The sequence below is a fragment of the Streptomyces bohaiensis genome (assembly GCF_012033785.1).
GTDB classification, from domain to species: Bacteria; Actinomycetota; Actinomycetes; order Streptomycetales; family Streptomycetaceae; genus Streptomyces; species Streptomyces bohaiensis.
Window position 1 is genome coordinate 1 of the sequence record NZ_JAAVJC010000070.1, and the last position, 21,459, is coordinate 21,459.

25 protein-coding genes and 1 CRISPR repeat array are annotated in these 21,459 nt (G+C 72.1%); of the genes, 16 read left to right on the forward strand and 9 right to left on the reverse strand.

What is annotated here, in order from left to right; all coding sequences use genetic code 11:
• Positions 1–249 precede the first annotated feature (249 nt).
• The 3 genes from HCN52_RS10680 to HCN52_RS10690 all read left to right on the forward strand — a co-directional run bounded on the left by HCN52_RS10680 (position 250) and on the right by HCN52_RS10690 (position 2,616).
• The gene (locus tag HCN52_RS10680; RefSeq protein ID WP_168088173.1) at positions 250–1,416 is read left to right on the forward strand and encodes a bifunctional 2-methylcitrate synthase/citrate synthase; all 1,167 of its coding nucleotides are present in this window, start codon (positions 250–252) and stop codon (positions 1,414–1,416) included.
• Positions 1,417–1,663: 247 nt separating this feature from the next.
• A complete protein-coding gene (locus tag HCN52_RS10685) occupies positions 1,664–1,879 on the forward strand; it encodes a hypothetical protein (RefSeq protein WP_168088174.1) in 216 nt (71 codons plus the stop codon).
• A 341-nt stretch (positions 1,880–2,220) separates the two neighbouring features.
• On the forward strand, positions 2,221–2,616 hold the full coding sequence (locus tag HCN52_RS10690; RefSeq protein ID WP_312876642.1) for a VOC family protein: 396 nt from the start codon (positions 2,221–2,223) through the stop codon (positions 2,614–2,616).
• Between the two features lie 58 nt (positions 2,617–2,674).
• Here HCN52_RS10690 and HCN52_RS10695 read toward each other — a convergent pair whose 3' ends face one another.
• Positions 2,675–3,610, reverse strand: coding sequence for a LysR family transcriptional regulator (locus tag HCN52_RS10695; protein ID WP_168088175.1), 936 nt, complete (start codon positions 3,608–3,610; stop codon positions 2,675–2,677).
• 64 nt (positions 3,611–3,674) lie between these two features.
• Between HCN52_RS10695 and HCN52_RS10700 the strand changes: the two genes are divergently transcribed.
• From HCN52_RS10700 to HCN52_RS10715, 4 genes are all read left to right on the forward strand, one after another.
• On the forward strand, positions 3,675–4,469 hold the full coding sequence (locus tag HCN52_RS10700) for a sulfite exporter TauE/SafE family protein (RefSeq protein WP_312876638.1): 795 nt from the start codon (positions 3,675–3,677) through the stop codon (positions 4,467–4,469).
• Positions 4,470–4,562: 93 nt separating this feature from the next.
• A complete protein-coding gene (locus HCN52_RS10705; protein ID WP_168088177.1) occupies positions 4,563–4,742 on the forward strand; it encodes a hypothetical protein in 180 nt (59 codons plus the stop codon).
• A gap of 58 nt (positions 4,743–4,800) precedes the next feature.
• Complete coding sequence (locus HCN52_RS10710) at positions 4,801–5,448, forward strand: hypothetical protein (RefSeq protein WP_168088178.1); 648 nt, start codon at positions 4,801–4,803, stop codon at positions 5,446–5,448.
• Positions 5,449–5,470: 22 nt separating this feature from the next.
• A complete protein-coding gene (locus HCN52_RS10715) occupies positions 5,471–5,842 on the forward strand; it encodes a hypothetical protein (RefSeq protein ID WP_209314395.1) in 372 nt (123 codons plus the stop codon).
• A 286-nt stretch (positions 5,843–6,128) separates the two neighbouring features.
• Here the strand turns inward: HCN52_RS10715 and HCN52_RS10720 are convergent, their stop codons facing one another.
• On the reverse strand, positions 6,129–6,368 hold the full coding sequence (locus tag HCN52_RS10720) for a hypothetical protein (protein ID WP_168088195.1): 240 nt from the start codon (positions 6,366–6,368) through the stop codon (positions 6,129–6,131).
• Between the two features lie 228 nt (positions 6,369–6,596).
• A CRISPR array of direct repeats spans positions 6,597–7,166; the repeat unit is 30 nt; unit sequence GTTGCTACCCCTCGTAGGGGCGATGAGGAC.
• Between the two features lie 220 nt (positions 7,167–7,386).
• Between HCN52_RS10720 and HCN52_RS10725 the strand changes: the two genes are divergently transcribed.
• Positions 7,387–8,367, forward strand: coding sequence for a dipeptidase (locus tag HCN52_RS10725; protein WP_168088179.1), 981 nt, complete (start codon positions 7,387–7,389; stop codon positions 8,365–8,367).
• Positions 8,368–8,491: 124 nt separating this feature from the next.
• Here HCN52_RS10725 and HCN52_RS10730 read toward each other — a convergent pair whose 3' ends face one another.
• Positions 8,492–9,841: an NsdA family TPR-like regulatory protein gene (locus HCN52_RS10730; RefSeq protein ID WP_168088180.1), complete on the reverse strand. Its 1,350-nt coding sequence runs from the start codon at positions 9,839–9,841 to the stop codon at positions 8,492–8,494.
• Between the two features lie 349 nt (positions 9,842–10,190).
• On the opposite strand from HCN52_RS10730, the gene HCN52_RS10735 reads away from it, so the two are divergent.
• The 6 genes from HCN52_RS10735 (at position 10,191) to HCN52_RS10760 (ending at position 12,284) form a co-directional block, all read left to right on the forward strand.
• Positions 10,191–10,346, forward strand: a complete 156-nt coding sequence (locus HCN52_RS10735) for a hypothetical protein (RefSeq protein ID WP_168088181.1) — start codon at positions 10,191–10,193, stop codon at positions 10,344–10,346.
• Positions 10,343–10,780: a hypothetical protein gene (locus tag HCN52_RS26165; RefSeq protein WP_168088182.1), complete on the forward strand. Its 438-nt coding sequence runs from the start codon at positions 10,343–10,345 to the stop codon at positions 10,778–10,780. Before HCN52_RS10735 ends, HCN52_RS26165 begins: the two co-directional genes overlap by 4 nt.
• Positions 10,750–11,256 carry a DUF5753 domain-containing protein gene (locus tag HCN52_RS26170; RefSeq protein ID WP_312876640.1) on the forward strand — a complete coding sequence of 169 codons (507 nt, stop codon included), beginning with the start codon at positions 10,750–10,752 and terminating at the stop codon, positions 11,254–11,256. Before HCN52_RS26165 ends, HCN52_RS26170 begins: the two co-directional genes overlap by 31 nt.
• Entirely contained in the window at positions 11,253–11,486 is a 234-nt protein-coding gene (locus HCN52_RS10750; RefSeq protein WP_209314396.1) for a DUF397 domain-containing protein, read from the forward strand. Before HCN52_RS26170 ends, HCN52_RS10750 begins: the two co-directional genes overlap by 4 nt.
• Positions 11,487–11,805: 319 nt before the next feature.
• Entirely contained in the window at positions 11,806–12,054 is a 249-nt protein-coding gene (locus tag HCN52_RS10755) for a Scr1 family TA system antitoxin-like transcriptional regulator (RefSeq protein ID WP_168088184.1), read from the forward strand.
• Complete coding sequence (locus tag HCN52_RS10760) at positions 12,051–12,284, forward strand: DUF397 domain-containing protein (protein WP_168088185.1); 234 nt, start codon at positions 12,051–12,053, stop codon at positions 12,282–12,284. The genes HCN52_RS10755 and HCN52_RS10760 overlap by 4 nt, the downstream gene beginning before the upstream one ends.
• Before the next feature lie 156 nt (positions 12,285–12,440).
• On the opposite strand, the gene HCN52_RS10765 is transcribed toward HCN52_RS10760, so the two are convergent.
• The 6 genes from HCN52_RS10765 to HCN52_RS10790 all read right to left on the reverse strand — a co-directional run bounded on the left by HCN52_RS10765 (position 12,441) and on the right by HCN52_RS10790 (position 20,099).
• A complete protein-coding gene (locus tag HCN52_RS10765; protein ID WP_168088186.1) occupies positions 12,441–13,109 on the reverse strand; it encodes a hypothetical protein in 669 nt (222 codons plus the stop codon).
• Between the two features lie 164 nt (positions 13,110–13,273).
• Positions 13,274–14,353: an EamA family transporter RarD gene (gene rarD, locus HCN52_RS10770; RefSeq protein ID WP_312876641.1), complete on the reverse strand. Its 1,080-nt coding sequence runs from the start codon at positions 14,351–14,353 to the stop codon at positions 13,274–13,276.
• 342 nt (positions 14,354–14,695) lie between these two features.
• A complete protein-coding gene (locus HCN52_RS10775) occupies positions 14,696–15,778 on the reverse strand; it encodes a 2-oxoacid:ferredoxin oxidoreductase subunit beta (protein ID WP_168088187.1) in 1,083 nt (360 codons plus the stop codon).
• On the reverse strand, positions 15,768–17,693 hold the full coding sequence (locus HCN52_RS10780) for a 2-oxoacid:acceptor oxidoreductase subunit alpha (RefSeq protein WP_168088188.1): 1,926 nt from the start codon (positions 17,691–17,693) through the stop codon (positions 15,768–15,770). Before HCN52_RS10780 ends, HCN52_RS10775 begins: the two co-directional genes overlap by 11 nt.
• A 309-nt stretch (positions 17,694–18,002) precedes the next feature.
• On the reverse strand, positions 18,003–18,665 hold the full coding sequence (locus tag HCN52_RS10785) for a response regulator transcription factor (RefSeq protein ID WP_168088189.1): 663 nt from the start codon (positions 18,663–18,665) through the stop codon (positions 18,003–18,005).
• A gap of 96 nt (positions 18,666–18,761) precedes the next feature.
• A complete protein-coding gene (locus HCN52_RS10790) occupies positions 18,762–20,099 on the reverse strand; it encodes a sensor histidine kinase (protein ID WP_168088190.1) in 1,338 nt (445 codons plus the stop codon).
• A 382-nt stretch (positions 20,100–20,481) separates the two neighbouring features.
• Between HCN52_RS10790 and HCN52_RS10795 the strand changes: the two genes are divergently transcribed.
• Together HCN52_RS10795 and HCN52_RS10800 are read left to right on the forward strand one after the other, a co-directional pair.
• A complete protein-coding gene (locus HCN52_RS10795; RefSeq protein WP_168088191.1) occupies positions 20,482–20,853 on the forward strand; it encodes an NADH-quinone oxidoreductase subunit A in 372 nt (123 codons plus the stop codon).
• Positions 20,844–21,459: NADH-quinone oxidoreductase subunit B (locus HCN52_RS10800; RefSeq protein ID WP_168088192.1), on the forward strand; the 616-nt coding region annotated here is incomplete at its 3' end. The genes HCN52_RS10795 and HCN52_RS10800, both read left to right, overlap by 10 nt.

Below are 21,459 nucleotides of genomic sequence, written 5' to 3' on the forward strand. Positions count from 1 at the left end.
CCCCCCCCCCCCCCCCCCCGCGGCCCCCCTCCGCACCTCGCCCGCACCCCACCCGCTTCCTTACCGGCCGCGGCGCCCCTCCGCGCCCCGCCGGCCCCGGGCGACCCCGCAACCGGCCCGCCGCACCCCGGCCCGCGCCGCGCACGCCGCGCCTTCCGGGTCCCGCACGGCACCGCACGACACCGCACCGCACGCACCTCGCACGCACCCCGACTCCCGCACCGTCCGACCGCACCCGGAGGTACCGCCATGACCGCCGCAACCACCCCGACGCCCGGCACCGACCGGCCCGCGGCCGCCGACATCCACCGCGGCCTGGCCGGGGTCGTCGTGGACACCACCGGCATCTCCACCGTCATCGAGGCCAGCAACTCCCTGACGTACCGCGGTTACCCGGTGCAGGAACTCGCCGCCTCCCGTTCCTTCGAGGAGGTCGCGTACCTGCTGTGGAACGGCGAACTCCCCGACGCCGGCCAGCTCCGCGAGTTCGAGGCCCGCGAGCGGGCGATGCGCCCGCTGGACCGCACCACCGCCGAGATCGTCGCCCGGCTGCCCGAGACCTGCCACCCGATGGACGTGCTGCGGACCGCCGTCAGCTTCCTCGGCGCCGAGGACCCCACCGAGGACGACGGCTCCCCGGCGGCCAACCGCACCAAGGCGCTGGCGCTGCTGGCGAAGCTGCCGACCGTGGTCGCCGCCGACCAGCGGCGCCGCCGCGGCCTGGACCCGATCCAGCCCGATCCGTCGCTCGGCCTGGCGGAGAACTTCTTCCACATGTGCTTCGGCGAGGTGCCGACGCCCGAGGTGGTGCGCTGCTTCGAGATCTCGCTGATCCTCTACGCCGAGCACAGCTTCAACGCCTCGACGTTCACCGCCCGCGTCGTCACCTCGACCCTCTCCGACCTGCACAGCGCCGTCACCGCCGCCGTCGGCGCGCTGAAGGGCCCGCTGCACGGCGGCGCCAACGAGGCGGTGATGCACATGCTCAACGAGATCGGCGACCCCGCCGCCGCCGATGCCTGGCTCACCGACGCCCTCGCCGCCAAGCGGAAGATCATGGGCTTCGGGCACCGCGTCTACAAGCACGGCGACTCCCGGGTGCCGCTGATGCAGGAGGCGCTGGACCGGCTCATCGCCGCCGACGGCTCCCCGGAGACCACCCGGCTCGCCGCCCTCCACACCGCGCTGCGGACGGCGATGGTCGAGCGGAAGGGCATCCACCCCAACCTGGACTACCCCGCCGGGCTGGCGTACCACCTGATGGGGTTCGACATCCCCGTCTTCACCCCGATCTTCGTGATGAGCCGCATCACCGGCTGGACGGCGCACATCGTCGAGCAGTCCGAGGGCAACACCCTCATCCGCCCGCTCGGCGCCTACACCGGACCGGCCGAACGCCACGTCCCGGCGGCCTGACGCGGGAGCCACGTCCCGGCGGCCCGAGGCGGGCCGCGCGGGGACGGCTGGTCGGGCCGCACCGGTGAGCGGCCCGGTCGGCCGGCTCGTCCGCGCGGGTCACGGAGGGACGGCCGATCGGGGCCCAGGTGGGCGGAGCGCGCGGGGCGTTGCTATGGTCGGCGCATTCACGGCAGGTGGGGGCCCGTGTCCGCTCCGGGACCGCTGCCGTGTGCCGCTCCGTGCCCGCCTGGATGGGGAGACCGCAATGTCCCGACGTGCTTACCCGGTGCACAACTGGTGGGCCGAGATCGCCATCGGTGTCGCCGTCAGTGTGATCGCCACCCTGATGCTGATCACCCTCTGGGCCAGCAGCGGCGGCGAGTCGGTCAACCTGCTGTTCTTCCTCGTCCCGGGCATCGCGTTCGGCGCCCGCGCCGCCAACCAGTACCGCAACCGCCACCTCGCCCGCGCCGCCGCCTGACCCGTGCGCGGCCGAACTCCGGCCGTTCGCTGCCTGGTTGCACGTCACCCGAAGGGCCCCGGCACGCCCCGATAGTCTCGTTGGCGGTGAAAATGCCTACGTACAAAGCACGTTGGGTCGCGGTCAACGCGGCGATGCTGTTCGTCATCTTCTCCACGAGGCCCATGCTGGCGGACATGACCGGTGAGGTCTCGCTGCCGTTGGCGTTGGCCGAAGGCGCCGTATGGGCAGCAGCAGTGGTCGCCGCCTCGTGGTTCTTCCACAGACTCTTCGCCCACCGTCGCAGCCCCGGGGAAGCCGAGGGGGCGGCGCATCGGCCGACGGGGGCGTCCGAGGTCCGGGTGCCCCGGCATCTCGCGCTGGTCACCGTCGTGGTCGACTCCTACGACCCGGCGATCGACTTCTACGTACGGCGGCTCGGGTTCGACCTGCGCGAGGACACCCCGCTCGGGGACGGCAAGCGCTGGGTGGTCGTCGCGCCGCCCGGCGCGGCGACCGGCCTGCTGCTGGCGGCGGCGGCCGACAGCCGCCAGCGGGAACGGGTCGGCGACCAGACGGGCGGCCGGGTCGCGCTGTTCCTCCACACCGACGACTTCGCACGCGACCACGCGCGGCTGCTGGCAGCCGGCGTGACCTTCGAGGAGGAGCCCCGGCCCGAGCCGTACGGCACCGTCGCCGTCTTCCGTGACCTGTACGGCAACCGTTGGGACCTGCTGGAGCCCGCACCCCGCCGCTGAGGCCCCGGCGTCGTGCGGTCCGGCGAGCGACCCGGAGCGCTCAGCCTGCCGTGTCCGCTCAGCCCGCCGTGTCCGGTCCGGGCGGCTCGGGGGAGTGCGGGCGGCGGGAGCGGGTGGCGCGCCGGATGTGGTCGGCCAGCGCCGTGATCTCCGCCGAGTCCGCCACCGGACCGGCGCCCCACGCCAGCAGGTGCTCGCGCGACGCCCACGGCTCCAGCAGTTCGCAGACGTCCAACGGCTGGTCCGGGTCGAACGTGCGGCGCGGCACGATCGCCAGCCCCACCCCGGCCGCGGCCAGCTCCACCACCACCCCCGGCCCGGCGACCGTCGTGCGGTAGCGCACCGCCGGGGCGTGCTCCCCGAGGCGCGCCTCGATCCACAGCCGCAGCGACGACTCGGCGTTCAGCCCCACCAGCGGATGTTCCGCCACCTCCTCGTAGGAGACGGCGGTGCGCCCCGAGAGCGTGCCGCCGCGCTGCCCGATGACCACCAGCGAGTCGTCGCCCAGCGATTCCGTCCGCAACTCGTCGTCGTGCGCGCCGTCGTTGAGGATCACGCCCAGGTCCGCCTCCCCGGCGGCCAGCCGGCGCACCGTGAGCGGGGTCCGGCACTCCGAGACCGCCACGTCGATGTGCGGATGGACGCTGAGGAACGAGGCCAGGGCGCGCGGCACCAGGTGGTGCATGGCGGAGCCGCCCGCCAGCAGCCGCAGCGGCGCGGTGTCCGGCCGCACGTAGCTGCCCACGGCGCTCTCCAGCAGCGCGGCGCGGTCCAGCACCTCGCGGGCGTGACGCGCCAACGTCGCACCCGCCGGGGTCGGCCGCACGCCCCGGCGCCCCCGCACCAGCAGCGTCACCCCCGCGTGGTGCTCCAACGCGCGGATGCGGGCGCTGGCCGAGGGCAGACTCAGCCGCAGCCGGGCCGCACCGGCGGTGATCGACCCCTCCGTCACGGTGTGCAGGAAGAGCCGCAGATCGTCCAGGTCGTAGCGCACGGAGCCCACAGTACGCCGCTCAGCCTCTGTTGCTGCCTAAGTCTGGCTTCGGAGATTACGCATTGTGCTGCCCGACGCTGCCAGTAATGATCGGTATGTGTACGACATCGTGGTGATCGTTCTCGTCGGTGTGGCTTCCGGCACACTGAACGCCATCGGGGGCGGCGGCACCTTTGTCGCACTGCCCGCGCTGGTGGCGTTCGGCGTGCCACCGGTCGCCGCGAACGCGGTCTCCCGCATCGCCCTCGCGCCCGGCGCGGTCGCCTCCGCCTGGGTCGCCCGCCGCGACGCCGCCCCGCTCGGCGGTACCTCCACCCGGGCGCTGACCGCCGTCAGCGTCGTCGGCGGCGCACTCGGCGCGGTGCTGCTGCTGGCGCTGCCGTCCGAGTCGTTCGACGCGGCCCTGCCGTGGCTGCTGCTCTTTGCCACGCTGCTGCTCGCCTTCGGCGGCCGGCTCTCCCTGCTGATCGCGCGGGCAGCGGGCGAGGACGCCGTGCTCGGGCCGCGCGCCGTGCTCGCCGGACAGTTCGTCCTCGCCCTGTACGGCGGGTACTTCGGCGGAGCCGTCGGCATCCTGATGATGGCGCTGTGGAGCGTCGGCCTCCGCCTCGACGCGGCGGCGGGCAACCCGATGCGACTGGTCCAGCTCGCTGCCATCTACCTCGGCGCGGGGGCCCTGTTCCTCTTCGTGCCCGACGTCCGCGGCAACCTGCCGCTGCTCCTCGGCATGCTCGCCGGCGCCGTTGCCGGCGGCTGGGCGGGCGCCCACCTCGCCCGCCGGCTCTCGGCGCGCCTGCTGAAGGGCTCGATCCTCACCGTCGCCGCCACCACCACGACCCTCTACTTCCTCGCCGCCTGACCACCACCGACCCCTGCCCCCGAGCCCCCAGCCCCCGAGCCCCCAGCCCGCGACCGCCGGACCGCTGCCGCCCTCCGCAGAAAGGTGACGACCATGCAGACCGCCCCCACCCCCGCCGCCGACACCACACCCCGCCTCGCCCGCGCCGTCGCCCTGCGCCTGTTCGCCGCCGCGGGGCTCTTCGCCCTCGCCGGGGCCGACATCCCGCTGCTCCTCCTCGGCCTCACCGGCACCTGGCTCTTCCTCGTCACCGCCAACCGCCGCACGGCGTGACCGGGACGGGCCCTCCGGCGCGACCTGCCAGGGCCGTCGCGCGGCCTACGATGCCGCAATGGAACCAGCCCCGCTGGCAGTACGCCCCGACACCACCTGGTCGGCGGCCTTCCCCACCCGGCTGACCGGTGACGTGGCGCGGGTGCTGGAGGCGGTACCGCCGGACCGGTACCCGGCGAACCAGTCGTTCACCGTCGACGTACGAGGCGAAGTCCTCGTCGTCCCGCAACGCTTCAACGCAGACGAACCGGGGCCCGCTGCCCTCCAGGCGCTGACGCCCTCGGAACGGCTGGTGTTGCACTGCCTGTACACCCGGCACGGCGACGGCCACGTGCGCCAGCAGCACGTGGAGCAGATCCTGACCTCTGACGAACCGTGCGTCGTCCCGTTCGTGATCCGACTCGTCGGTGAGTACGTCCTGGAGATCGTCGAGGCGATCGACCGGGGTCTTCCCGCCCTCGCCACCCCCGACTCGCCGCAGCGCCGCCTCTACGGCGAGTTCATCGCGAGCAACCCGGCCTTCTTCGCCCGGACCGAACGGCGAGTGGTCAGCTACTGGTCGTGCTACTACCGACGGCGCCATCCGTCGTTCGACACCTACCCCGGGGGTCTCCTTCTCGCGACGCTTCGCGCCTGCGCGGAAGAGCAGACAGGCAGGCGCTGGCCGCACCACACGCCCCTGACCCGCAGCTCACGGGCCGGCTGAGCAGAGAGAAGATCCTTCACCCATGGACCACGTGCTCGACCTCGATGAGGTGGCCGCCCTGCTGGCCCAACGGGCCGACGCCTGGACATCGGCCGGGCTGGAGGTGGGCCTTCTCACCTGGCGCGACGGGGCGGCCCCGTGGCCTCAGCCGCACCACACCGACAGGGAGCGAGTCCACGACCCCGACTCGCTCGGCATCGTCGTCACCGGACCGGCCGACACGGTGCTGTCGATCGTGCTGTTCCGGGGCGGCTGGGCCGACGTGGACTTCATCGCCGACCTCGACGACTCCGGAAGGCTCCCGGCTGCGGGCATCACCTCGACGTCCGATGTCGAGACCCGGCTCGATCACTGGGTTGCTCGGGTCTTCGGGGCTGGCGACGGTGCGTCGTGACTGCGCCGCAGCGCAGGACCGTCGCCGCGCGGTTCGAACGCCGGTCAGCGAACGCTGGACTTGTCCGTTGGCGGTGCGGCCCCGGACCGGCCCAGGTGCTCGACGCCCCCCGGGCCAGTTGGCGCCGTAGGCGTTGTCCTGGGCTTCGGCCCGTCTCCGATCGGTCGGGTGCCCACCAGGACGAGACCTGGTGGGAGCGTCGGCGCGCTGACCGTGGGGGACGCCGACCCAGTCGACCGGGCCTCCGATTCGAGGCAGGCTTGGCTGTCGAACCGGAGGAACTCCGTCACCGCCCCGAGTGGTCGATGACGTTTCCGTTCGAGCAGTTGTTGACGTGGTCACTCACGTAGTCCCCCAGAACGGGGACGACTGCTACTTCCTGCAGACAGACAGCCGCCGCAGTGAAGTTCCAGTTGTTGGCGGCGTTGACGCCCTCGCCGAAGTTGGAGTTGTTGTCCGCGTGGGCCGGTGCCGCAAGGGCAAGGCTTCCCACGGCGAGCGCGGCAGTGGCGATGATCTTCTTCATGATCGGTGAACGAGCCAGGCGCCTCCGGGGCAACGCAGTTCACCCATCTGCTGAGAAGGACCGGGAGTCGTGCCCCCGGTACGGCCACCGGCTGAGTCTGCCTCGCTTGCAACAGCAGAGCTCGGGCAAGGCCCGAGCCCAACTCCTCTCCCTGGCGGCGTAGCGCTTGTGCCCTCGTAGGGGCGATGAGGACCGTACACGGTCATTGCGCACCCCCGAGCGGCCACAGTTGCTACCCCTCGTAGGGGCGATGAGGACGTGCTGCGCGGCGCGGTCGGCGCGATCGTGCATCCAGTGTTGCTACCCCTCGTAGGGGCGATGAGGACCCCGGGACTTCGACCAGCTCGCCGGCGTGCTGTTCGGGTTGCTACCCCTCGTAGGGGCGATGAGGACCGGCAATCGTCCAACCCGGGCGCGCGGTCGCTCCGCTGTTGCTACCCCTCGTAGGGGCGATGAGGACTCCGAGCTCAGCCCCTCGTTCGTCTCTCGCGTCGAAGTTGCTACCCCTCGTAGGGGCGATGAGGACCCGCGCCACGCCGTCCGTGCCGCGGTCGCCCCGGCGGGTTGCTACCCCTCGTAGGGGCGATGAGGACACCAGTGGCCGTTCTCGGGGGCCATGCCCGGCGGGTGAGGTTGCTACCCCTCGTAGGGGCGATGAGGACACCTCCGGCGCGCACTCCAAGTTCCGGATGGCGATGGCCGGTTGCTACCCCTCGTAGGGGCGATGAGGACACCGCAAGCCGTACACCCAAAGTTGCTCCGATCACTGTTGCTACCCCTCGTAGGGGCGATGAGGACACCCCATGGTGAAGGTCCAGGTCGGAGGTGGCTTCGGGGGGCGGCTGCGGGGCGGTTTTTCAGCGAACCTCCGGTAGTGCTCGGAACCCCGGCGTGTCGCTGAAATCCGGGGCAGGGGCCTGGCCCGAGCGTAGCGGGTTTCCGGGGGCCGAAGGAGGTGATCGGCCGGGGTGTGAGCCGGGCCGTGGCGTGTGGGGGTGGTGGGCGGCAGGATGCGGAGATGACGAACGCACCTGCCACCGCACGCCCGCCGCGCCTGCTCTGGGAGCAGCACTGCTGCCTTCCGCTCGAACACAACGCGCCAATCGGTGAGTTGGCGCGCTACCGGCGGCGCGGTGGGAGCTACACGTCGGTGAACGTGGGCTACGCGCCGCACAGTGGCGAGTTCGTCGACGAGCTGCTCGCCGCTTGGCGGGAGCGGATCGCGGCGGACGGGCGGTTCCGGTTGGTGGCGGGTCTCGCGGATGTGGACGCCGCGGTGGCGGCCGACGAGATCGCCGTCGCGTTCGACCTGGAGGACTCCGGTCCGTTGGAGGGGCGGCTGGACCGTGTGCGTCACTTCTACGACCTCGGAGTCCGCACCCTGCTGCCGAGCTACAACAACCGCAACGCCGCCGGCGGCGGTTGCATGGACGAGGTGGACGAGGGGCTGACCGCCTACGGCCGTGAGCTGGTGCGGGAGATGAACGCCGTCGGTATGGTCGTGGACGGGTCGCACTGCGGCGGACGGACCGGCCTCGACCTCAGCGAGGCGACCGAGCGGCCCATGGTCTACTCCCACTCCTGCATGCGCGGGTTGTGGGACCACCCCCGCAACATCACCGACGACCAGGCCCGCGCCTGCGCCGCGACCGGCGGCGTCGTCGGCATCACCGGTGTGGGGATCTTCCTCGGCGAGAACGACGCGAGCCTCGACGCACTGGTGCGGCACATTGACTACGCGGTCGAGCTGGTCGGCCCGGAACACGTCGGCGTCTCCACCGACTACCCCTTCGACCACGACGACTTCAACGCGCTGCTCGCCGAGACGCCGGAGCTGTTCCCCGAGTGCTACACGCGCTGGGGGCCCATCGCGTTCATGCCGCCCGAGGAGTTGCTGACCCTGGAGGACGCCCTGTTGGCCCGTGGTTACCCGGACGAGGCGGTCACCGGCATCATGGGCGGCAACTTCTACCGGGTCGCCGAGCAGGTGTGGGAGTAGGTCACGGCCGACAGCCCCCACAGCACGGCGGGCCTGCGTTGCTGCTGCGGCTGGACCGGGCATACGCCGCCGAGGACTACGTCACGGTGCCCTCCCGGACAGCGGGTGGTGCGGGACGGGTCGGTCACGGCTCCTCGCGCAGCTGGCGGGGCAGCGTCGCCTCCGCTTGTTCGCGAAGTTCGCGGGCGGCGGGGTGACGCGAGTGCGGGGACAACGACCGGTACATCGTCTGCATCTGCCGGTCGACGCGCCCCGACTTCACCGTGGAATAGCTGTCGAGTGCGCGCTTCCAGCTCGCGCAGGCGCGGTCGAGGTGGCCGACCCGCAGTTGACGCTCGGCAAGCATCGCGGTGAAGCGAATTCCGCTGCGGTGACTGTCGTTGGAGCCATCACGCAGCCGGAAATGCAGCTTCAATGCGCCGATGCTTCCGGCCGTGTCGGCGAGTTCGTTCTTCACCTGCGCTTCGTGATAAGCGAGGGTGGATGGTGCGTAGCCGCCGAACGTGGCGGTTCGGCTCTCCGCTCGTTCCAGGCACCGATGTGCCTCGTGAAGCAACCGGCGGGCCTCGCGTGCGTCCCCGTGGACCGCGCGTGCGTGAGCCTGCTGGCCGGCGAAGAACGCCCGCAGCCGGGGCTCGGAGGTCGAGGCCGCGTCGCTCGCCGCCGCGTCCGCATACTGCACGGCAGCCGCGCCGAGTCCGAGATCCGCTGCCTGTACGGACATGCCGCGCAGCACGTGGCGGTAGGTGGAGTGGTCGTCGGCCGCGCCGGCCAGCTCCAGCCCCTTGACGTAGTAGCGCTGCGCCAGACCGTGCAGCCCCTCGTCCACGGCCATCCATCCGGTGAGGTAGCAGAGGAACGCCGCAGCACCCATCATCTGTCGCCGGACCTCCGGGCTCGCGTCGGCGCGAAGGTAGGGGCTGACCGTGTTGACGAGGAACGCAGCCGCCATCGGGCGGGCGTGGCGCCCGCCGAACTCGTCGTCCAGCTCCGAGAGCCGTTCGGTCATCGCCACCACGGCATCGACCTCACCCCGGCCGATGCGGGGGGCGGAACCGGCGTGCACGGCGTCCATGCGGCCGACGACGTCCTGCCAGCCTGGCACCGTCACCGCCACGGAGAACAGACCGGCGCCGAGTGCGGATCTCCTGGAGGGGCTCATGTCGTCGCTCCCGAGGTCGACCAACTCTTCCGCTGTGCTCCCACCGCGCGGCTGCTCCGGAACGGGGAACCCCACCTCGGCGTGGGAGACCGTGCGCCCGAGCCGTCGGGTGAGCGCCTCGACCACTGCCGCGCGGGCGCGTGGCCTCGGCATCCGGCCGCTCAACCACTGGTGCACCGAGGGTTCGCGGTAGCGCAGCGGTGTGCCGTGGTCGGTACCTACCCGGTTCACCGCTTGGGCGAACTGGCGTAAGGTCCAGCCGCTCTCTCGGAAACACCGCTCCAGGCCGTCATTCCTCGCAGACGGTTCCACGGTTGCCGGTCTCCAATTCTTAAAGGTTTTAAGGACGGTGGCGGCTCAGACGCTATCCGTCATCCCTGCTGTCGAGTTGAGTCTCCGTATGCGCTTCCGGGGGTCGGTGGGACCTTCAGGCGACGTGGAGGGAGTTCACGACGATGCAGTCCAAAGGAGGTGCGGGATTGGGGCAGCGCTACGCGGTCGGTTGTCCGCCGGGGCTGAGATGCATTCGCCCGGACCGTGTCGCTGAATGCCGTCATGTCGTCCGCCTCGACGTGAGCGTCCGGTATCGGATCTTCGTGCGAGGAGTGTTCAGCCGGTCCACGCGGTGCCGTTCCTGCGGCTGTGCGCGCAGGGCCCCGGAGTGAGCGACGGCCCGGCGAAGCAGCCGGAGCCCGAGACCGGTCCGGAGCAGGCGACTGAGACAAACCAGCCGGTCACGCTCGCCGACCTCCTGCGGCTGTCCGAGCAGCTGAGGCGGCGGGTCGACGCCCACCTGCGCGAACTGAGGAAGCGGTGACGGCGCCGGGAGTTCACACGGGCCGGTGCGGCGCCGTAGGCGGCTACTGGGCGGAGAGCGTCGCGCGGTCGCCGGAGGCGGGTGGTGAGTGGTACCTCGCGGGGGTCTGGACGGCGACGCCAGGGGAGGCGCTGCGGTGGCTGCACGAGCAGGCCGACCGGCTCGCCGTGCTGCTGGAGGGGAGCGAGCTCCAGGACGGCGCGCGGCAGGCCGGCTATGCGGCGCCGGTGGCTGCCGTGCTGCGGGAGTGGACGCGGGACCGCGACTTCCGGCGCGTCCAGTGCGCCGCCCTCGCGGCGGGGCACCCGGTCAGCGCCAACGCGCGCGGCCCCGACCGTATCCACGACGGCCGGCGCGTCGAGGTCCTGTACTCCCTGTCCGCGCGGCCCGTCCCCAGGCCGCTGTGCGCTTCCGGACCTCAGCCGGGTCGGTAGCGCCACCCGAGCCCGCCCCGGTCGGGACGACCCACGCGGACCCGCCGCCGCGCCGGGCCCCGACCGGGGTGGCAGCGCGGCTCCGGCGCGCGCGACTCCTCTGCGGTCAGCGACCGCCCCCGGTGTGGTGTGTGCTGTTCGAGGCCTCGCTTCGAGCGCAGGTTGGTGGGAAGAGAGTCATGGCCGAGCAGTTGAGCGCGTTGCTGTCTTGGGCCGACGGGCCCTCTGTCGACCTGCAGGTGCTGCCGTTCTCGCTGGGGGCGGTCGCCGTCCACTCCGACCCGTTCACCCTCCTCACCTTCCGCGACTCGCAGCCGGTCATGTACGCCAACGATCCCGGCGGCGGTCGGCTGTTCCGCGAGCCGGAGACAGTGGGAGCCGCTGTCGACAACTACGACCGCTTGCGTGCGAACGCGCTTGGCCCGGATGATTCGCGTGACTTCATCCGGGCTGTTCGTGAGGAGTGCGAGGCATGACCAACCAGACCAACACGCAGTACGAGTGGGTCAGGTCGTCGTACAGCACATCCAACGGCGGCGAGTGTCTGGAGTTCCAGCGTGGTGCCGCCGTCGTCGGCTCGGTGCCCGTCCGTGACTCGAAGATCACTGACGGACCTGTTCTCACGTTTTCGCCCGCACCCTGGGCAGCGTTCGTGGCTGCGACTCGCATCGGCTCCATCGGGCCGGACCGCGCGATCAGCGGATGAGGCACCTCGACAAGAGCTGACGCTGGCTGTCCGGCGCGAGAAAGACGAGGTTCTCCTACCGACGGGCGGCGCTGTTGTGGGTTCACGCGCCGCTGACGGCGGTCGGAAGCGGTCGACGCGAGCCGTTGCAAGCGGGTGCAGAGCCGGAGGAGTTGCCGCGGTGGGCTGCGGCGCTGCGACGAGAGATTGATCTTCATCTGCGTGAACTCAAGCGAGGCTCATTAGTGGGCCCAGTGAACTCTGCCAACCAGCCGTTGTAACTGGGTGGGCCGGTGCTGCGCCGTCGGCGGCTACTGGGCGGAGACTGTCCGGTCCGCTGGTGGATCTCCAGGTGCTGCCGTACTCCGCCGGTGCCGTCGCGGTGCATTCGGAGCCCTTCACCCAGCTGGCCTTCGCAGCTGCGCAGCCGGTGATGTACGCAGACGATCCGCAGGGCGGACGCCTGTACCGCTCGGCGGACACCGTGACGGCGGCCATGGACAACTACGACTGCTTGCGCGCCAACGCGCTGTCCCCGGATGATTCCACCGAGTTCATCCGAGCCGTCCGCAAGGAGCACGCAACGTGACCAGCCGAGGCGCCGAGCACATCGAGTGGGTCAGGTCGTCACACAGCAGCTCATCCGGCGGTGAGTGCCTGGAGTTCCAGCGTGGTGCCGCCGTCGTCGGCTCGGTGCCGGTCCGTGACTCGAAGATCACCGACGGGCCTGTTCTCACGTTTTCGCCCGCACCCTGGACGGCGTTCGTGACTGCGACTCGCATCGGCTCCATCGGGCCGGACCGCGTGATCAACAGATGAGGCACCTCGACAAGAGCTGACCCCGGCTGCCCGGCGCGAGGAGCGCGGGGTTCGCGGGACGACCCACGCGGCTCCGCCGCCGGGCCGGGCCCCGACCGGGGCGGTGGTCCCGAGAGTTCAGGGGCGCGGCCGTCCGCCGTGGAAGAACGCCTCAGGTCACCGGCGCCGCGGGTAGCCGATGGTGGAGGCGTGCGGCGCGAAGTCCGCCGGCGAGGACCCCGGGCGCAGTGCCGCGACGAGCCCCTGGTCCAGGGGCCGCAGAGCAAACAAGGCGGCGACCGCGTCGGAGTCGACCGGCACCTCGTAGTAGTCCTCCGCTTCCCTGCGCCAGGCGTCGGAACAATCCGCCAGCAGCAGGTGGAACAGGGCGTCGGCCCCGTCCGCGTCCGTCCTCTCGGTCGGGAACGCGATCTCGCCGTGATGCCAGCGCTTGTCCCCGATGCCCCGCCACAGGCAGACCGTCACGTTCGGTACGCCCTCCTCGTCGGCGAACGCCGGGTCGGCGACCACGGCGGCGAAGGGCTCGGGAACGTGCTCGACGACGCCCGGCCACGGCTCACCGTCGTTGGCGTACGGACTCATCGGCGACTCGTGGTCGAAGCCGATCAGGACCGCGCCGTCGGTCGAGAAGACCACGGCGAACTCATCCCCGGAACCGTTCGCCATGGACGCCCGCTCCTGCCCGGGCGTTCCGGAACTGCCGAAGAAGTGGCGGCGGTCCTCCGGGGACGGGCTCAGGACGGCATCGAGCATCGCCAGCGCGCGGCAGCGGTCGCGCAGCACGGAGAGGGAGGGCAGTCGGCGGGCCACGTCATGGACGGTCATGGGCTCCATCCAACCGGGGGCCACCGACAGCGGCCGGTGCGCCGTCCGCTGCGTGCGCGCGGCCCAGGCGCCGGCGATGCCCCACGCACCCGGCCACGGGCCGGGTGCGTGTCGGTGGCGTCCTCCGCCCGTCCCCAGGCGCGCGAGAGGGCCGGAGGACCGGCTCAGTCGCCCGGGGGGTCGGTCCGTCCGGGGCGGGACGGGTCGGGGGCCGGGGTGGCTGCGGTGCGGCGTTCGGTGGCCGTGGCGGTGGTTGTGGCGGTGGCCGGTTCGGTCGCCGGTTCGGCGTCGAGGGCGGGCTCGGGGGCGGGCTCGACGACCGGCGGCATCTTCATGACGGTGGTGCGTGCCTGGGCGCGCGCCTGGCGGCTGCGGCGCACCGCGTCCCAGGTGAGGATGGTCAGCGCCAGCCACACCAGGCCGAAGCCGACCCAGCGCTCGGTGGGCATCTCCTCGCCGAAGACGAACAGGCCGAGCAGGAACATCGCCGAGGGCGCCAGGTACTGGAGGAGGCCCAGCGTGGAGAGCGGGATGCGGACGGCGGCGGCGCCGAAGAGGATCAGCGGCAGCGCGGTCGCGGCGCCGGTCCCGGCGAGCAGCAGGGTGTGGCCGATGCCCTCGCTGACAAAGGTCGACTCGCCGCGCCCCATCAGCACGATGACGAAGATCGCGGCGGGGAGGAACTGCAGCGCGCAGTCGGCGCTGAACCCCTCGACGCCGTCGAGGCCGGTGGTCTTCTTGACCAGGCCGTAGATCGCGAACGACACGGACAGCGTGAGCGACAGCCACGGCACCTGGCCGTAGGCGAACGTCATGACGAGGACCGCGACGGCGCCGATGCCGACGGCGGCCCACTGCGCGGTGCGCAGCCGCTCCCGCAGCAGGACGACGCCGATGGCGATGGTGAGCAGCGGGTTGATGAAGTAGCCGAGCGACGCCTCGATGACCTTGCCGTTGGCGACGGCCCAGATGAAGAGGAACCAGTTGACGCTGATCAGCGATGCCGACAGCAGGACGAGCCCGAGGCGGCGCGGATCGCGCAGCAGCGGCATCACCCAGGACCAGCGGCCGGCAATCGCGAGGACGACGGCGGCGGTCGGCAGCGACCAGGCCATCCGGTGCGCGAGGACCTCGGCCGGCGCCGTGGTGCTCAGCAGATCCCAGTAGAGGGGCAGCAGCCCCCAGATGCCGAACGCCGCGAAACCGTAGACCAGTCCCGTGCGGCTGGTGGTCGCCCCTGCCACGTGTGTCTCCTCGCGCTCTCCCGGAATCCGCTGCGTCGCGCTGTCCGGCTGTGACGATAAGCAACCCGCGGCGAGCTGTCATTCCCTATTTCGCATTATGAACCTGACAGAGTGCCGGGTCGTACCGGGAGAGCGACCGCTCACGGGTCACCTTGGTCACACCAGCCTCAGCGGACCCCGGCGGGCGCCGCTGCGAAGCCGGGGCGGACCGCCGGAGATCGCGCGGCCGGGCACGGCAGAACGGCGGGCCGGTACCGGGGACTCCCCGGTACCGGCCCGCCGCTCTGCCGTGCTCCGCGCCGCAGCGCCGGCCGACATCTCGGCCGTCGCCTCGGTGCGATGTCAGCCGACGACCGTCCAGGTGTCGTTGCCGGCGAGCAGCGAGGACAGGTCGCCCTTGCCCTTCTGCTCCACCGCCGCCTCCAACTGGTCGGCCATCAGGTCGTCGTAGACCGGCCGCTGAACCTGCCGCAGCAGGCCGATGGGGGTGTGGTGCAGCGTGTCGTTGTCCGCGAGGCGGGACAGCGCGAACGCCGTCGTCGGGGAGGCGGCGTGCGCGTCGTGGGTCAGCACGGCGTCGGTGCCGTCCACCGAGACGTCCACGACCGTCAGGTCGCCGGTGGCGCGGTCGCGGACCACGCCCTTGCGGCCCTGGCCGTCGCCGCCCTCGGCCTCGGTCCACGGAGCGCCGAACCGGATCGGCTCGCCGTGCTCCAGCCGGATCACGGCCTCCTGCGCCAGCTGCTTGTCCTTCAGCGCCTCGAAGGCGCCGTCGTTGAAGATGTTGCAGTTCTGGTAGATCTCGATCAGCGCCGAGCCCTTGTGCTGGGCGGCGGCCCGCAGCACCGAGGTGAGGTGCTGGCGGTCGGAGTCCACCGTCCGCGCCACGAAGCTCGCCTCCGCGCCCAGTGCCAGCGACAGCGGGTTGAACGGCGCGTCCAGCGACCCCATCGGCGTCGACTTGGTGATCTTGCCGACCTCGGAGGTGGGCGAGTACTGGCCCTTGGTGAGGCCGTAGATCCGGTTGTTGAACAGCAGGATCTTCAGGTTCACGTTGCGGCGCAGCGCGTGGATCAGGTGGTTGCCGCCGATGGACAGCGCGTCGCCGTCACCCGTGACCACCCAGACCGACAGGTCGCGGCGCGCGGTCGCCAGACCGGTCGCGATCGCCGGGGCCCGGCCGTGGATGGAGTGCATCCCGTAGGTGTTCATGTAGTACGGGAAGCGGCTGGAGCAGCCGATGCCGGAGATGAAGGTGATGTTCTCCCGCGCCAGGCCCAGCTCCGGCAGGAAGCCCTGCACGGCGGCGAGGATCGCGTAGTCACCGCACCCCGGGCACCAGCGGACCTCCTGGTCGGACTTGAAGTCCTTCATCGTCTGCTTGGCGTCGGTCTTGGGGACCAGGGAGAGTGCCTCAGTGGGCATCGACGGCCTCCTTCAGGACGGTTGCGAGCTGCTCGGCCTTGAACGGCAGGCCGGTGACCTGCGTGACCGACTCGACATCGGTGAGGAACCGGGCGCGCAGCAGGGTGGCGAGCTGCCCCAGGTTCATCTCCGGGACGATCACCTTGTCGTAGGCGGCCAGCACCTCCCCGAGGTTGGCCGGGAACGGGTTGAGGTGCCGGACGTGGGCCTGGGCGATGTGGCCGCCGGTGCGCCGGATGCGGCGGACCGCCGCCGTGATCGGCCCGTAGGTCGAACCCCAGCCCAGGACCAGGACCTTGGAGTCGCCGTCCGGGTCGTCGACCTCCAGCGGCGGGACCTCGATCCCGTCGACCTTGGCCTGCCGGGTGCGGACCATGTGGTCGTGGTTGGCCGGGTCGTACGAGATGTTGCCGGTGCCGTCCTGCTTCTCGATGCCGCCGACGCGGTGTTCGAGGCCGGGGGTGCCGGGCACCGCCCAGGGGCGCGCCAGGGTCTCGGGGTCGCGCTTGTACGGCCAGAAGACCTCGGTGCCGTCGTCCAGCGTGTGGTTGGGGCCGGTGGCGAACTGGGTCCGCAGGTCGGGCAGTTCGTCCGCCTCCGGGATGCGCCACGGCTCGGAGCCGTTGGCGAGGTAGCCGTCGGAGAGCAGGAAGACCGGGGTGCGGTAGGTCAGCGCGATCCGCGCCGCGTCCAGGGCGGCGGTGAAGCAGTCGCCCGGCGTCATCGGCGCCACGATCGGCACCGGCGCCTCGCCGTTGCGGCCGTACATCGCCTGGAGCAGGTCGGCCTGCTCGGTCTTGGTCGGCAGCCCCGTCGAGGGGCCGCCGCGCTGGATGTCCACGATCAGCAGCGGCAGTTCCAGCGAGACCGCCAGGCCGATCGTCTCCGACTTCAGCGCGACCCCGGGACCGGAGGTGGTGGTGACCGCCAGCGAACCGCCGAACGCGGCACCGAGGGCGGCGCCGATGCCGGCGATCTCGTCCTCGGCCTGGAAGGTGCGGACACCGAAGTTCTTGTGCTTGGACAGCTCGTGGAGGATGTCCGACGCCGGGGTGATCGGGTAGGACCCCAGGTACAGCGGCAGGTCCGCCTGCTGCCCCGCGGCCACCAGGCCGTAGGAGAGCGCCAGGTTGCCCGACATGTTGCGGTAGGTGCCCGCGGGGAACGCCTTCGTCGCCGGCGCCACCTCGTAGGAGGTCGCGAAGTCCTCGGTGGTCTCACCGAAGTTCCAACCGGCGCGGAACGCCACGATGTTGGCCTCGGCGATCTCCGGCTTCTTCGCGAACTTCTTCCGCAGGAACGCCTCGGTGCCCTCGGTCGGGCGGTGGTACATCCACGACAGCAGGCCCAGCGCGAACATGTTCTTCGACCGGCCCGCCTCCTTGCGGGTCAGGTCGTAGCCCTTGAGGGCCTCCACCGTCAGCGTCGTCAGCGGCACCGGGTGGACGTTGAACGCCGACAGCGAGCCGTCCTCCAGCGGGTTGCCCGCGTAGCCGACCTTCGCCATGGCGCGCTTGGAGAACTCGTCGGTGTTGACGATGATCTCGGCGCCGCGCGGCACGTCGGCGATGTTCGCCTTCAGCGCCGCCGGGTTCATCGCGACCAGCACGTTCGGCGCGTCGCCCGGGGTGAGGATGTCGTGGTCCGCGAAGTGCAGCTGGAACGACGACACCCCCGGCAGCGTGCCCGCGGGGGCGCGGATCTCGGCGGGGAAGTTCGGCAGGGTGGAGAGGTCGTTGCCGAAGGACGCCGTCTCGGACGTGAAACGGTCACCGGTCAGCTGCATACCGTCACCGGAGTCGCCCGCGAACCGGATGATCACCCGGTCCAGGCGGCGGACCTCCTTGGCGCCCCCCGGCACCGCGGTGTCCGCCGGGCCGGCGTCCTTACTGGCTTGTTCGACCTGGCTGGTCACTGCTTGTGCCCTCCCTAGAGGCGGCGGTGCCGCCATCGTACGCGGGTAAGGTCTGCCTTCCCTGGGCCTGGTCACATGATGGACCCGGGAACGAGACGATCGACACCCCCGTGCGCCCCGGGCGCGCAGCGTTCGAGCCACCTTCCGGAGCGCGCCCCGAAGGCCGTGCGCCCCACCGCGGCCACCCCCGTCGGCCGGGGGCCCCGACGAACACCGCCGGTCGGCGCGGGCGTCGGCGTCCCGAGCGGACCGCACGCCCTCCGCGACCGCCTCGTCGCCGCCCGGGGCCGCAGCGCCGGGCGGCCGGCGTCAGGAGTTCAGGTACCGCAGCACCGCGAGCACCCGACGGTGATCAGCGTCACTCTGCGCCAGCCCGAGCTTCTGGAAGATGTTGCTGATGTGCTTCTCCACGGCACCGCCGGTCACCACCAGCTGCGCGGCGATCGCCGAGTTGGTGCGGCCCTCCGCCATCAACCCCAGCACCTCCCGCTCGCGCGGTGTCAGCCCCGCCAGCGAGTCCTGCCGACGGCTGCGGCCGAGCAGCTGCGCCACCACCTCCGGGTCGAGCGCGGTGCCGCCGGCCGCGACCCGCGCCACCGCGTCCACGAACTCGCGCACGTCCGCGACCCGGTCCTTCAGCAGGTAGCCCACGCCGTGCCCCGAACCGGCCAGCAGTTCGGTGGCGTACTGCTCCTCGACGTACTGCGACAGCACCAGCACGCTCAGCCGGGGGAACTCCTTCCGCAGCCGGACGCAGGCCCGCAGCCCCTCGTCGGTGTGGCTCGGCGGCATCCGCACGTCCGCCACCACCACGTCCGGCAGCCCCTCCGGCGCCGCGGCCAGCCGCCGCACCTCGGCGACCAGCCCGTCGCCGTCGCCGACCCCCGCGACCACCTCGTGGCCGCGGTCCGTCAGCAGCCGCGTCAGCCCCTCCCGCAGCAGCACCGAGTCCTCGGCGATGACCACCCGCACGCCGGCCCCTCCGTCCCCGCATCACACACGCTCACGACCGGCCCAGCTTCTCACCCCGGGCCCCGGAGGGCGGCCGGCGGTAGGCCCCGGCCGGAGTCAGCCCGCGCTCCGCTCCCGCCACGGCAGCACCGCCGACACCGTGGTCGGCCCGCCCACGGGCGAGGAGACCGTCAGCCGGCCGTCGACCGCGCTCAGCCGCTCCGACAGGCCCGCCAGCCCCGAGCCGCGGTCGGTCCCCGCGCCGCCGACCCCGTCGTCCTCCACGCGCAGCAGCAGCCGGTCCTCCACCCGCCACACGTCCAGCACCGCGCCCGAGGCCCGGCTGTGCTTGGAGACGTTCTGCAGCAGCTCCGAGACCGTGTAGTAGGCGATGCCCTCGATGGCGGGCGCCGGACGCTCGGTGAGGTCCACCTCCACCCGCACCGGCACCGTGCACCGCGACGCCACCGCCGACAGCGCCGGGCCCAGGCCGCGGTCGGTCAGGATCGCCGGGTGGATGCCGCGCGCCAGCTCCCGCAGCTCCCGCAGCGCCAACTTCACCTCGCCGTGCGCCGCGTCGACCATCCGTGCCGCCTCCTCCGGGTCCTCCGACAGCTTCTCCTTCGCCAACCCCAGGTCCATCGCCAGCGCCACCAGCCGCGCCTGCGCGCCGTCGTGCAGGTCCCGCTCGATCCGCCGCAGGTCGGCCGCCGAGGAGTCCGCCACCGTCGACCGGCCGGTCTCCAGCTGCCGCACCCGCTGCTCGTCCGACGACGGCCCCAGCAGGCCGGACACCAGCAGCCGGTCGACCACCGCCATCCCCCGGATCAGCCACCCCGCCAGCCAGAGCGTCACCGCCCCGGCGACCACCACCAGCACCACCTCGCCCGGGCTGTCCCACACCCATCCGCCGCCCTGGCCGTCCACGTTGATCCCCGGCCGGTTGCCCTCCGGCAGCGTCCAGAACCACAGCGGGTAGGCCACCGCGGAGAACCCGGCGCTCCAGAGCACCACCACCGCCGAGAAGGTGATCAGCGCCCACGGCAGGTGCATCACCGCGTACACGGTCGACCGCCAGCACTGCCCGCTGCGCAGCACCGAGCCCATCCACGGAAAGAGCCCGCGCCGGTCGTCGCGGCGCCGCAGCGGCGCCGGATCGGCCACCGCCGACCCCAGCAGCCCCCGCGCCCGGGCGCGCTCCACGAAGCCGAACCCGCGCGCCGCCACCAGCGTGAGGCACAGCAGCGGCAGCCCCACGAACGTGACCAGCAGTCCGGCGCTCAGCGACAGCATCGTCACCGCCGCCACGAACGCCGCCAGCGCCACCGGGAAGTTCAGCAGCAGATGCGCGCCCTCGCGCAGCGTGCGGGGGCCGACCGCCACCAGGGCCGCCGACCGCCAGAGCGGGCGCCCGGAGGCCACCTCCTGCCGCGAGCCGTCCGCGACCGTGTTCATTGTCCGACCTCTCCGCCGTCCCGAAGCGGGCGGCGCCGTGGGTGACCTTCCCCGCGGCACCGCCCCGCCGGCCGCGGCGCCCCAGTGGCTGCGCGACCCGCGAACAGCCTCCCGCACAGCGGTGAGCAGCCGCCATGGGGCGCGTCGGCGGGCCGCAGGTGGGGGTAACCCCACCCCCGGTGGCCCCCGGCCGGGCCGCGGCCCGCCGGTACCGCGCCCCGGCGGCCGCACGACCGGCGCACCGCCCCGCGCCGCGCCGGTCACAACCGTGCCCGCACCGCCTAGACTCCCGTGCGTACGGATCACCGACCCGGCCGGACGGGGGCCACGGCGGGACGGTGCGCCCGGCGGCGGACGAGGACATCACCACAGAGGGGCCCAGGTGCCGGACTACTTCCACGGCTACGCGGTCGTCGGGCTGGTGGCCGTCGTCGCCGCCGCCTTCACGGCCGTGGCCTTCACCGCGGGCCGACTGCTCCGCCCGGTGGTGCCGACCCAGGAGAAGCTGCTCGTCTACGAGTGCGGCGTCGACCCCGTCGGGGAGGGCTGGGCGCACACCCAGGTCCGCTACTACATCTACGCGTTCCTGTACGTGATCTTCGCGGTGGACGCGATCTTCCTCTTCCCCTGGGCCGCGGTCTTCGCCGGCGAGGGGTACGGCGGCATCACCCTCGTCGAGATGTTCGTCTTCCTCGGCTTCCTCTCCACCGGACTGCTCTACGCCTGGAAGAAGGGTGTGCTCACATGGACCTGACCCCGGTCGCCCGTCCGGGCCGGGAGGCGCCGCGGCTCGGCCCGCTCGCCCGGCTCGCCCCGGAGCCGATGAAGGTCGTCCTCAACTGGGGCCGCCGCTACAGCCTCTGGGTCTTCAACTTCGGACTCGCCTGCTGCGCCATCGAGTTCATCGCCGCCTCGATGTCCCGGCACGACTTCATCCGACTCGGGGTCATCCCCTTCGCGCCCGGGCCCCGGCAGGCCGACCTCATGGTCGTCTCCGGCACCGTCACCGACAAGATGGCGCCCGCGGTCCGCCGCCTCTACGAGCAGATGCCGGAACCCAAGTACGTCATCTCCTTCGGCGCCTGCTCCAACTGCGGCGGACCGTACTGGGACTCGTACTCCGTCACCAAGGGCGTCGACCAGATCATCCCGGTCGACGTGTACGTGCCCGGCTGCCCGCCGCGGCCCGAAGCGCTCCTCCAGGGCATCCTCAAGCTCCAGGAGAAGATCGCGGAGGAGTCCACCGCCGACCGCTACGCCGGGCGGGTGGCCGGCGCCCCCGGCCCCGCCGCCCTCACCGCGCCCCTCGTCGCCGGGCCGAGCGCCGACGCCCCGAGCGCCGACGCGCCGGGGTCCGACC